A 12,085-nucleotide genomic window follows, 5' to 3' on the forward strand; every position below is an offset into this window, starting at 1 on the left:
TGGCAAAAAGTATTCAAAAGTTGCGCAGATGGTACTCTGTTAAAAAGAGATTGGACGACCATCTGCTAATGAACAAAATTGTGTTGGCAAGTGCACAACTTTTCGAGACCAAACGCTAAACTTTTTGATTGACAAACACACATCATATCGTTGTAAAAAAAATGATCAACAAAACGCTAAATATAACGGATTTCAGAGATCAGAAAAAGATGAATAATCATGTTTCTGAAATAATATCACGACTGTGAAAACACATTTAAAGGAGAACCAACATGGAGGAAACAAAAACAATAAAAAAGAAACAAATGAATCTGCTAACCCGGATCCTTATTTACATAGGTATCCCGATTGTAATTATTTATGGTATTTCATCGTTTATAACTTTATATAATGTGAATGCATCGATTACCAGTATGACTGAGAGACAGCTTGCTACAGAGTCCGATGCGGCGGCCAATGAAATAGCTGGAGCATTTAACAAATATCTTGAAATCACAAGACAAATGGCTGTAAACAGTCAGTTTGAAGATGCGACAATTGAGATTACTCCTGGCATGGTGCCAACAGTAGCCCAGGGATATGCAAAGTCGGAAAAGACACTGTCCGGTGTTAAGGCATCCGATCCAAATATTTTGGAGGCTTGGGTAGGAGATTCTGATTCGAATCAGTTGCTCTTGTCAAAAGGGTTCTATGCAAGTCCGGATTGGGTAATGGTTGAACGGCCTTGGTATATTCAAATGATGGATGTCGGCGGTACGACGATGACTGCCCCTTATGTGGATGCAATGACCGGAAAAATGGTTGTAACAGCAGTCTCACCGATTTATCGGACTGGCACAAAGGATGTTATCAGTGCAGCAGGGTTGGATTTCACTCTAGACAGTGTTTCGGCAATGATGAGCGAATATAAACTGGGTAAAACAGGATTTTTCATTCTGGCAAGCTCTGATGGACAGCTGATCTATCATCCCAACCGGGAATATGTCAATACCAATATCAAAGATTCAAATATGTCAGATAACATTAAGGATGCCGTTTTGAATCAAAAGACCGGGGCTATCGAATACAACAGTGACGGTTCATACAATCATGGATATGTTGCGATGGTCGGAAATACCGGGTGGACAATAACCACCGGTCTTCCTGATAAAGAGTTTGTCAGCACATATAATTTAATTCAGCTCATTACTTTTATCATTATGCTGATCGTTATTGCTGGAATGGTGCTGTTGACAATTTATACATCCAGAAAAATCGCAAAACCAATCAATATGCTGGCAGGTGTTGCCAACAAGCTGGCGGTTGGAAATGTCGATGTGAACACCGATGGAATCGCAGCTATCAGCAGTGAAATAACTGAATTGACGGTGGCATTTAGTGAGATGGCCGGCAATACCAGGGATTTAGCAATGGCAGCAGAAAGGATTGCAGCCGGCGATCTGACTATGGATGTAATGCCAAGATCTGATCAAGACGTACTGGGGATCAGTATGGCCGAGATGGTCAAGTCTTTACGGGAACTGATCCAGGAGACGGAAATGCTGACGGAAGCCGCAGTAGTGGGCAGATTATCTGTTCGTGGAAAAACAGAGGCGCTAAGTGGTGGGTATCGGGATATCATCGAAGGATTTAATGCTACACTTGATGCAGTGATTGGACCACTGAACATGGCTTCGGGCTACATTGATAGGATCGGCAAGGGAGAGATTCCTGAAAAGATAAACCTGGAATCCAAAGGTGATTTTGCTGATTTGATTAACAGCATCAACTCCTGTATTGACGGTTTAGGGGCTTTGACAGAAGGAAATGAAATTCTGGCACTGATGAGCAAAAATGATTTAAGTAGGAAAATTGAAGGAGAATATGCAGGCATTTACGGTGAAATCACCAAATACATTAATACCGTTCATGAATCATTGATGATAATTGTCAGAGCAGTGGAAGATATTTCAAATGGTGATATGAAAATGCTGGTTAGCTTAAAAGCAGCAGGCAGACTCAGTGATAACGATCAACTGATTCCAGGTTTTATCAAGCTGATGGAAAACATTATCATGCTGCTGGAAGAATCTGACAGTATGGCCAAAGCTGCTGTGGCCGGTGATTTGAACAATCGGGTCGACGACTCCCGATTCCCGGGCGATTATGCCAAGGTGATCAGAGGCTTCAATAACACCCTGGATGCCTTAACCGAACCGATGCAGGAAGCCTCCCAGGTTCTCAATGAGCTGGCCCAGGGTAATCTCAATACTGCGATGACTGGTGATTACATGGGACAAAATGGCCAGATCAAAAAAGATATGAATAAGACCATTGCCTTCCTGAAACAGTATGTTCAGGAAATTTCAGAAACGCTGGAAAAGGTCAGTAATGGGAATTTCAACCAGGAAATCACCACCGAATATCTCGGGGACTTTGTTAATATCAAATATGCCATTAATGATATTACCGCTCATCTTAGTGAAATCCTGACAGAAATCGGGAACTCTGCCAACCAGGTGGAAGCTGGATCCCGACAAATTTCTGATGGCGGCCAGGCGTTGGCCCAGGGCACAACCGAACAGGCCAGTGCCATTCAGCAATTGTCCGCGTCCATTGATGAAGTAGCTGAAGAAACCAAGAAAAATGCGCAAAATGCTAACCAGGCCAACGAACGGACCCTGGAGGTTCGGGCCACGGCTGAAGCAGGCAACAAACAGATGGGAGACATGGTCAATGCCATGGAAGAAATCAATGAATCATCCAACAATATTTCCAAGATTATCAAAGTCATTGATGACATTGCTTTCCAAACTAATATTCTTGCTCTGAACGCAGCGGTAGAAGCAGCCCGGGCCGGTCAGCATGGAAAAGGCTTTGCCGTGGTAGCGGAAGAGGTTCGGACCTTAGCAGCTCGGAGTGCGGAAGCAGCCCGGGAAACAACCGGTTTGATTGAAGGCTCCATTGACAAGGTGGAAATCGGCACGAAGATTGCCAATGATACTGCTGACAGTTTGGAAGGGATCTTGAAGTCAGTTGCTAAAGTGACTGATCTGGTCAGCAACATTGCGATGGCATCTAATGATCAGGCCACCAGCATTGGCCAGATCACCCAGGGGATCGAACAGGTTTCCCAAGTGGTTCAAACCAATTCGGCAACTGCCGAAGAAAGCGCCGCAGCCAGTGAAGAATTGTCAGGTCAGGCGGAATTGCTGAAAAATATGGTTTCTGAGTTTAAGTTGAAAGGTAAAACAGGTAGCGAAGCAAGCACAAAACAAACGGTTAATGTGAGCCCTCATAGAATTAAAGAACAGCATACCCCTCAATCAGCAAAACCTCAGATTCTGCTGGATGATCTGGAAATGGACAAATACTAGATTCAGGTCGTTTTGATCATTATCAGGCGATCTTAAACAGCAAAATGACGCCAGAAAAAACAATAAAACCTTCCAGTGACGTTAGTTGACGTCGTCTGGAAGGTTTTTTTTCTTGTAGATGGAAGTTGCTTAACTCTCGAGAGCAACTTCACCCAGGCTGGTAAAGGTGTCGGCTTTCGTGATGGCGGTACCTGTCATCGTGTAGTGACCGGCATTGTCATAGGCATAAACATGGACATTGTAGTCGCCAAGTTCGGTATTGTGATCGCTGTAGGGGATAAAACAGCTGGCCACATTCCCTTCAACAGTTCCTTCATACCAGATTAAATCATCCTGTCCCCCGTTTTCGGTCCAGACGGGAATGTAAACCTGGCTCATGCCACTTAAATCGTCAGAAACCAGGGCGGTGACCTTTATACCTTCGCCTTGATAGTCAGTAACCAGTACATCTGATAAGGCTGGGGGTGTTGAATCCGATGCGGCATCAATATAATCGCCGATGTAGATATAACCCTGAAAACCGCCGACAGAGGTGGCATCCTCAGCACCAATGGTATAGGTGTAATTTTGAAAGAAGATGCCACTATAGGTAGATTCGGAAAGGGTGACGATATTGCCGTTGATCGCTTCAACAATTGCCACATGACCGTCTGAACTGCCCCCCCAACAGATAACAGCGCCAAGTTTTGGCGTCGATCCTGAAGGATAATAGCCAGTGCTTTGATTATAGGCCCACCAGGAATTAGCATTACCCATGCATAAATTTGGGGTGGTTTCTAAAATTTCATAAGCCCGACCAAAGGCATAGGCGGTACAATTCGGTAAACCGTAGCCACCCTGTGAATAGGGATTGTTGGCATAGTAATAGGCATTATCCGAGCCAGGTCCTGTGGTTCGGGCTGAAAACAAGTTAGGCAGGGGTGCCGCTTCTTCAGCTGTTTCTACCGCCTGGGCGATTTGTGTCAGATCCACCTCTACTTCTTCTGCCATAACAGCGCCCGGCGCTATGATCAGGCATAAAACAAAGGCAAGACTCACGCCTGCGCTTTTTATTAAGTTTTTCTTCATTTGACCTCCAATGTCAAAACATGATGGTGTCACGGTATGTGTGTGACTTAAATGCATCATTGATTGTTGCAATTTATTTACAAATTTGCAATGCGTATAATACAATAGAACCGGATAATTTGCAAGTACATCGTTAAATACGTTTAAGAAATAATCTTAAATAGGCTGAAAATAAATTAGAAAAGAACGAAAAAACGGCTTTAAAAAAGGAAATATAGCTAAGAATAGATAAGTTGATTTATAATTATGTCGGAATTACTTCTAAAAATGATTAATTTAAGTTTAAGTTAAAATGAAGTAACTTGTCAAAATGTAAAAATGAGAGCCGGGAATGAGTCATGATTACGTTTTCTTTTTTAATTAAATGCCATTCATTTTTGAATTAATCCAATCAAAAAAGTTTCAATTTTCAGGAAAGTTGCCCGTTAGCGAGCCTTGAAGGGTGCGATTGAGCATCTGAGGCAATATAAAAACGACGGGGTTGACGGTTTAGAAATAGAAAAATAATTTAGCTTCTTTGCAAAAGGTTCCTTCGGTTCAAAAAAGTGAATTAAATATATTGGTGAATAAAAAAACCGACGATTGATATTCAATCGTCGATTTGTGGGAGGGGTGAAATTTAAAACTGATTTATCGATAAGTTTTTGCTTTCAATGTGAAGGTTTAAGCTTAAGGATATTCACTGAGAACCTCTGTGAGATCCAGCTGGGACACAGGTTTTGAAAAATAGTAGCCCTGAATTTTATTGCAGGGGAGCTCTTTTAGTATTTCTAGTTGATCAATGGTTTCGACACCTTCAACCACAATTTTGAGGCCAATGTTTTTGGCGATCTGAATGACATTTTCTACAATTTTTAAAGAAAGCTCATCAGTAGCAATATCATCTATAAATGATTTGTCCAATTTGACGGTTGTAATCGGCAGTGCTTTTAAATAGGTCAGTGAGGAATAACCAGTGCCGAAATCATCCAAGGCAATGCTGATATTTTTTTATCTGAGAAAGTTGAGTTTTTCAGTGGCTATTGACATGGAGTTCATCAACATTGTTTCAGTAATCTCTAGTTCCAGAAGACGGGGATTTAATCCTGTTTCTTTTAGCACGTTGGTCACCTTTTCTGCAAAATCTTCATTTAAAAGCTGAAAGGTTGAGATGTTGACGGCAATGGAGTAACTGGACTGGTGGACGATATTGTAGTTATGAATAAATCGGCATGATTCGTTAAGAATCCAATCGCCTAATTCGATGATGAGATTGGACTCCTCAGCGATGTGGATAAACTCAAGGGGGGGGGACAAATCCACGCTCAGGGTGATTCCATCGAACTAGGGCTTCAAAACCATCATAGCGATTTGAGGTCAGGTCAAATTTGGGCTGATAATAAATTTCCAGTAGTCTGAGATTAAGTGCTTTTTTCAAATCCTGTTGCAAAGAAGCCTTTCGTTGAATGACCTCATTCATGGAAGGGTCAAAAATCATAAAATTATTTTTTCCATTCATTTTAACTTGATTCATAGCCAGTTCTGCTTTTTTAAGAAGTTTTTCCAAATTATCCTTGCATCCATCGGTACAGGATATGCACTTTGTTTTACGACATAATTCGTTTCTGGAAACGCCAATGCTGACACTGACACTGATGATGTGTTCACCAATGGTAATGGGCTGTTCAAATTCTTTAATAATTGATTTTGCAAGAAAGCTAATCTCTTCAGTTTTATGGAGACCAATCTTGCAGACGGCGAATTCGTCTCCAGCGATCCGATAAACTTCAAAAGAGGAGGAGTCCCGAAGCAGGTATTTTAAGATAGTGCCAACCTGTTGCAACAGAATGTCTCCAACGCTGTGTCCAAATAAATTGTTAATGTACTTCAAATTATCGACGTCGATGTAGAATACCAGCGTTAAGGTGTTCTTGTTATCATCAACGGGAGTGTTCTGATATTTTTTATATAGCGCCACCCGATTTGGTAAACCAGTAATGGAATCAATATAAGCAGCTGTTTCCAAATTCTTTTTGCTGGTTACCAACTCGTTGACCATGTCGTACATGGTGGTTTGAAGCATTTCTACTTCTTTATATTTGGCCACTGGCATATTTTCAAGTGCCTTGTATTCACCTTGAGAAATCATTTCCATTGTGTCGGCTACCCAACGGATGGGATTGGTAATATTAATTCTCAGCCAGCGGTTAGAGAATACATAAAAGAATAGCAATAAGATCAATCCTAAAACTGTTATATATAAAACAATTTGGTTCAAGACGGTGTAAATGGAAACAATGGACTTGCCGACAAACAAGGCGCCAACAACCTCATCACGGCCATTAATGATTGGAGCATAGGTAACCAGATAGGGATCATCAAGAATTTCGGCCTTTCCAGTATAAGGTCGTTTCAGATCCAGAACCATGTCGGCAATGGTCGGATCCAGAGTGGTGCCAACCTGGGCTTCGTCATTTTTAATAATGCTAGTGGCTATTCGGGTGTTTCCAGCAAAAATAGTTGCTTCCAAAGCAGCCGTATTTTTTATATAATCCACGGTGTCCTGATCGGCAAGATTCAAACCCATTAGCAGTGTGTCAGCAGGGGTCTGTTTAGAATCTGTCAGTGGGTAGCGGCAGAATAGATGCAGTCCCAGCTCGGCATCACCGTCAATCCAGAAATAGGGTTCTGTTACTGGTGTAACAGTGTTTTGAGAAGCAAGCTTTAGAATACTTGGATCAGTAAAAATTTCTTCATAACTGCTGCCATCTGAATATGTCACTTTGACAAACTCAAGTGCATTATTGTTAGCATGACTGATATATTGATGGAGTGCCTGATTTGAAGTCGGATCGGTTTTATTCAGTAAACGATTATCGGGATCAGCTAAATTATCTGAAAAGGAAAGGAGCCATTTCTCGTTATCGTTAATAACAATTTCTTCAAGTTCAATAATTCCCGTGGATACCATACGGGTCATTTCATTTTCATAAATGGAAAAAAAGATACTGATTGCCAGCCAAAAACCGATGGTGATAATCAAGAGAATAATTATGAGAATAAATAAATTGATTTTCGAGTGAAGTGTGTTTTTATTAAACATCATTTTCTCCTGTCGAGACATTATATAATTGTTTTATATATTATTCGGATTATAATTCAAACCTGTAGATAAAATTATTATATACTTTCATCTTTATGGATACAAACATTATTTTATTTATTAGGAAATTTTACGAATTATTTACAAACAACTTATAAATTTCAGAAGATGCTTCAAGTCTTTTAGGAAAGAAAAATTAGAACATTTCATCAAACAATCAGGAGGTTGGGTCTTTTAGTGTCGAATTCGCGATAAGGTCTTCCCGCGGGATTAAATAAAGTGTATAATAGTGAAGTTATGAACGAAGCCTTATGAGATTTTGCGTAAGGTGTAAATAGTTGCAAAACGAAAGGAAATGAATGGAAAAATTAACTTCACCAAGGGTCATTGAATCATTGTTAAGAAAATATGATCTCCACTTCAATAAAAGATTTGGACAGAATTTTTTAATCGATGAAAATATTGTTCAAAAAATTGTCAAAGCCGGTGACGTGAGTGAAAGTGATCTGGTTCTGGAAATTGGTCCGGGGATAGGAACTATGACCCAGGCCCTCTGTGAGCATGCCGGCAAGGTCATTACCGTTGAAATAGATAAGAAACTGATACCGGTTCTCCAGGAGACGCTGAAAGAATGTGACAATGTGGACATTGTCCAGGGCGATATTTTAAAAACAAATGTCAGGGGGATACTAGGAGATCATCTTGCCGCGATGCCCCTTAAAATTGTGGCGAACTTGCCCTATTATATAACCACCCCCATCATTATGGGTTTTCTGGAATCGGATCTGCCCATTGAGAGTATGACCTTTTTGATTCAAAAAGAAGTGGGCGAGCGTTTGTGTGGGGTTCCCGGTACCAAGGCCTATGGATCGTTGAGTATTGTGGCTCAATTTTATGCGGATATTTCCATTGATTTTGATGTGCCATCTCATGTATTTATCCCGAAACCCAAGGTTGACTCCATTGTTGTCACCCTGAAAAAACTGACAGTTCCCAAAATTGAACTCGAAAATAAGGAATTATTTTTATCGGTTGTCAAAGCCAGCTTCCTGAATCGACGAAAAACTCTGATCAATGGTCTATCCATGAATACCCCATTTGATAAAGAGGTTCTGCTAGAGGTTCTGGAGGTCTGTCATATATCGCCTGGGATCCGGGGGGAAACTCTTACCGGATCAGATTTTGGTCGAATCGCCAATGAATTGAACAATCGGGTTGACAAATTGGTTGAACCCATCGCACAGAAGGAATAATGTTTTTAAGGAGAGAAAAATGATTGAATTAAAGGATGTAACCCTTAAATATTCAAGTGCTAAAGGTATTTTTAACTTGAATTTGAATGTTGAAAAAGGCGAGGCTTTTGGATATGTGGGACCTGACGATGCCGGCAAAACAACCACTATTCGGATGCTGATGGGATTGATTCGGGCAGGGCGCGGTAAAGCGACCATCGATGGATTAAACTGTTTTTCCAGGGCTTCAGCCATTCAGAAGCATCTCGGATATGTACCCGAAGATGTAGTTCTTTTTGAAAATATGCGGGTGAAAGAATACCTGAATTTTATGACTCAGATGCGAGGGATGTTCGGACTGAAAGATACCCGACTCAAAGATTCACTGATCGAACGATTTGAGGTGGAAACCCGGGGGAAAATCGAAAATATGTCATCTGGCCTAAAAAAAAGACTGGCCATTGTAACCGCCCTGATGCATGATCCCCAAACCCTGGTGCTGGATGAACCCACAAGCGGATTGGATCCCCTGATGCAGTCCCGGTTTTTAGACCTCATTCTGGAAGAAAAACGCCGGGGAAAGACCGTGCTGCTTTCAACTCATAAATTTGAAGAAGTGGAACGAACCTGCGATCGGGTGGGGGTTCTAAATAAAGGTCATCTGGTGGAAAATATGGATATTGTCAGTCTCCGGGCCGAAGAAACCAAGGCCTATCTGGTTAAATTTGCAGCACCACCAAATCTGGAGCAAATTAAAAAATATGGCTTCGGCTATCAGCAGTTTTCACAGAGTGACTACGAAATTTTTTCTCCTGGTGATCGAATTGACGTCCTGATGAAGGTTTTATCACATGAAAAGGTCTTAGTGTTTAATTCAAAAAATCAATCTCTGGAAGAAATTTTCCCGCAACATTATCAGATGGAAATACAATATAATGAGACCAAAAAAGAAGTGAAAAATTCAGAAGAAAAAACTAAAGAAGTGAAACAAAATGAGGAAAAACCGAAATCTTTTCCAAAAAAAGAAGTGAAGCATAAAGCCCTGCCCGATCAGGAGGAAAAAGTTAGAGAGGTGAAAAAAGCATGAGTATTCCATTGTTTCTAAAAAATATTAAAAACAATACCCTGCTGCTGCTTGTTTTTGCCGCGTTGATGTCGATTTATCTGGCAGTTATCATTTATATTTATGATCCTAGCGGGGTTGGGGCAATGGTTGATATGATGTCCATCTTACCGGCAACGCTGGTTAATGCCATGGGCTTCGGCACCATCGACAGCGGTTTGACCGGATTCATTGCCAGTATGTTCTATGGATTTCTGATTTATCTATTTCCTATGGTTTACTGCATTATTCTGGCCAACCGACTGGTGGCCAAGTGGGTTTATGAAGGTTCCTTTACCAGTTTGCTGTGTACCCCAAACAGCCGGATTAAAATCATTGTGACTCAGGGCATTTATCTGCTGGCTTCCATTGCGGTTTTATTTGCGATACTCTTTTTAGTCGGCTATGGAATGAGTGAACAGTTTTTTCCGGGAATGCTGGAAGTCAAAGTGTTTTTAAAACTGAATTTAGGGGCCTGTCTGATGACCATGACGATCAGCATGTTCTGTTTTTTCTTTTCCTGTGTATTTAATAGCACCAAGCCGGCATTGTTCTTTGGCGCCCTGATTCCAATTGGATTCTTTATCTTAAATATCTTAAGCAAGTTGTCTGAACGGACAGCCTTTTTGGGAAAATTCTCACTGTATAATGCTTTTGACGGTCTGGCCATTGTTAATGGGCAGGCTAATATCACCCTGATTATCGGCGGTTTTGCCATCTTTATTGGGGTCCTGTTTGTGGCTTCCATCGGGGTATTCAGTCTGAAACGTTTGCCCGTTTAAATCTTAAAAGTCAGATTGGCTGGTTTGAAAGCAAACCAGTTATTCAGTAAGCATCATGCTCCCAAAAAAGCCAGCATCATCTCGGGTCCGGACCCTTAGATGATGCTGGCTTTTTTTATTGTATTTATTCGATGGTGTTTCGCAGGATGCCAATTTTTTCGATTTCTGCTTCAATCTGATCTCCGTGTTTCAGAAATTGTGGAGGATCCAGAGCAAAGCCCACACCGGCAGGGGTTCCGGTGAGAATGATATCGCCTGGCAGCAGGGTCATCCCCTGGGACAGGTCACTGATAATGGAGGGGATATCAAAAATCATCTGACCCGTGTTGGAGTGCTGACGCACCTCGCCGTTCACCCGACAGGTGATGTTCAGGTCAAATGGGATCTTTAAATCGTTTTTGTGCAGGATTCGGGGACCCAGGGGACAAAAGGTATCCAGGGATTTGCCCTTGTACCATTGAGAATGCTTTTTCTGGAGATCCCGGGCGGTAATGTCGTTGGCAATGGTGTATCCAAAAATATAATCTTCAGCTTCTTCTTTGGAAATATCAGTACCTTCTTTACCGACGACAATGGCTAGTTCCACTTCATAGTCGATCTGCTTGGTAGCTTTGGCATGGGATAAGATTACCGTATCCGGCCCTGTCACCGAGGTTGGCAACTTAGAAAAATAAATCGGACTTTCCGGTACGTCTCCTAAGGAGGGGATGTTTTTAATTTCCCTGGCGTGATCAGCATAGTTTTTTCCCAGACAAAAAATATTTCTTGGGGGTTTGGGAATCGGCGCCAGCAGCTTGACCAGACCGAGATTGATCCCCAGATTCTGATGCTCAATCATGATTTTCTTGATGTCCGCCAGCAGTTCATCCGTGGCCATGGGAATAAAGTCGATCAGACGCTCCGGAAATTTGAGACCCATTAGCTTGCCGATAGTCGTTATCGGTAAAACCTTTGTTTCATCAGCGGTCAGAATGCCGCCTTCACTAAATGCATTATATTGATATGTTACGAAATACATAGATCCCTCCCTTTTTATTCTTATCATACCATTGTCTGCTTCGAAATTCCAGTCAAATCATTGATTAGACGTTCATTGATCTGAAAGACCAAATATTATCTTAAGATAACGGTTTCTTTTAATCAAAGTTCATTGACAATTTTGGCTAATTAAATTATGATTATTGTAATTAAGTATGCAGGCTTTGCAAAGCGAGGCATAAAGGTGCAAAAGGAACGATACATATAATGAGGGAAAATGCCTGTTAGAAGTATGCCGCTATTTTTATAAAGCGGCTTGTTTTTTGCCCATAATTGTGTTTATCATAGGAGGAACATTATGTTAAAAGGAAGACATTTAATCGAGCCTGGAGACTTTCAACTAAACGAAATTGAATCGATTATGCAGCTGGCTGATAATATTATTGCAGACCCCGAGGGTTATTCTTTGGTTTGCAAGGGAAAAT

General features: G+C 41.2%; 7 protein-coding genes and 1 pseudogene. 4 read left to right on the plus strand and 4 right to left on the minus strand.

From position 1 onward, the window contains the following. Window positions 1-272: 272 nt before the first annotated feature. A complete protein-coding gene (locus ACEW8F_RS05375; RefSeq protein ID WP_373482448.1) occupies window positions 273-3,356 on the plus strand; it encodes a methyl-accepting chemotaxis protein in 3,084 nt (1,027 codons plus the stop codon). A 129-nt stretch (window positions 3,357-3,485) separates the two neighbouring features. Here the strand turns inward: ACEW8F_RS05375 and ACEW8F_RS05380 are convergent, their stop codons facing one another. The 3 genes and pseudogenes from ACEW8F_RS05380 to ACEW8F_RS05390 all read right to left on the minus strand — a co-directional run bounded on the left by ACEW8F_RS05380 (window position 3,486) and on the right by ACEW8F_RS05390 (window position 7,509). Beyond that, window positions 3,486-4,424 carry a GBS Bsp-like repeat-containing protein gene (locus ACEW8F_RS05380; protein WP_373482449.1) on the minus strand — a complete coding sequence of 313 codons (939 nt, stop codon included), beginning with the start codon at window positions 4,422-4,424 and terminating at the stop codon, window positions 3,486-3,488. Window positions 4,425-5,093: 669 nt separating this feature from the next. After that, a pseudogene (locus ACEW8F_RS05385) lies at window positions 5,094-5,726 on the minus strand (EAL domain-containing protein). Then, window positions 5,704-7,509, minus strand: coding sequence for a diguanylate cyclase domain-containing protein (locus tag ACEW8F_RS05390; protein ID WP_373482450.1), 1,806 nt, complete (start codon window positions 7,507-7,509; stop codon window positions 5,704-5,706). The pseudogene ACEW8F_RS05385 and the gene ACEW8F_RS05390 overlap by 23 nt, the downstream one beginning before the upstream one ends. A gap of 356 nt (window positions 7,510-7,865) precedes the next feature. On the opposite strand from ACEW8F_RS05390, the gene rsmA reads away from it, so the two are divergent. From rsmA to ACEW8F_RS05405, 3 genes are read left to right on the plus strand one after another with little or no spacing between them, the layout of a single operon-like run. After that, complete coding sequence (gene rsmA, locus ACEW8F_RS05395; RefSeq protein ID WP_373482451.1) at window positions 7,866-8,759, plus strand: 16S rRNA (adenine(1518)-N(6)/adenine(1519)-N(6))-dimethyltransferase RsmA; 894 nt, start codon at window positions 7,866-7,868, stop codon at window positions 8,757-8,759. 19 nt (window positions 8,760-8,778) lie between these two features. Further along, window positions 8,779-9,825, plus strand: a complete 1,047-nt coding sequence (locus ACEW8F_RS05400; RefSeq protein ID WP_373482452.1) for an ABC transporter ATP-binding protein — start codon at window positions 8,779-8,781, stop codon at window positions 9,823-9,825. Then, window positions 9,822-10,622: a hypothetical protein gene (locus tag ACEW8F_RS05405; protein ID WP_373482453.1), complete on the plus strand. Its 801-nt coding sequence runs from the start codon at window positions 9,822-9,824 to the stop codon at window positions 10,620-10,622. The genes ACEW8F_RS05400 and ACEW8F_RS05405 overlap by 4 nt, the downstream gene beginning before the upstream one ends. A 124-nt stretch (window positions 10,623-10,746) precedes the next feature. On the opposite strand, the gene ACEW8F_RS05410 is transcribed toward ACEW8F_RS05405, so the two are convergent. Next, window positions 10,747-11,640 (minus strand): fumarylacetoacetate hydrolase family protein, encoded by an 894-nt coding sequence (locus tag ACEW8F_RS05410; protein WP_373482454.1) that lies wholly within the window; start codon window positions 11,638-11,640, stop codon window positions 10,747-10,749. Window positions 11,641-12,085 lie beyond the last annotated feature (445 nt).

The organism is Acetobacterium sp., assembly GCF_041752335.1.
Lineage (GTDB): Bacteria > Bacillota > Clostridia > Eubacteriales > Eubacteriaceae > Acetobacterium.

Coding starts and splice junctions, on each gene's coding strand:
- ACEW8F_RS05375 (WP_373482448.1), top strand. CDS start 273: ATGGAGGAAACAAAAACAATAAAAAAGAAACAAATGAATCTGCTAACC.
- ACEW8F_RS05380 (WP_373482449.1), bottom strand. CDS start 4,424: ATGAAGAAAAACTTAATAAAAAGCGCAGGCGTGAGTCTTGCCTTTGTT.
- ACEW8F_RS05390 (WP_373482450.1), bottom strand. CDS start 7,509: ATGATGTTTAATAAAAACACACTTCACTCGAAAATCAATTTATTTATT.
- rsmA (WP_373482451.1), top strand. CDS start 7,866: ATGGAAAAATTAACTTCACCAAGGGTCATTGAATCATTGTTAAGAAAA.
- ACEW8F_RS05400 (WP_373482452.1), top strand. CDS start 8,779: ATGATTGAATTAAAGGATGTAACCCTTAAATATTCAAGTGCTAAAGGT.
- ACEW8F_RS05405 (WP_373482453.1), top strand. CDS start 9,822: ATGAGTATTCCATTGTTTCTAAAAAATATTAAAAACAATACCCTGCTG.
- ACEW8F_RS05410 (WP_373482454.1), bottom strand. CDS start 11,640: ATGTATTTCGTAACATATCAATATAATGCATTTAGTGAAGGCGGCATT.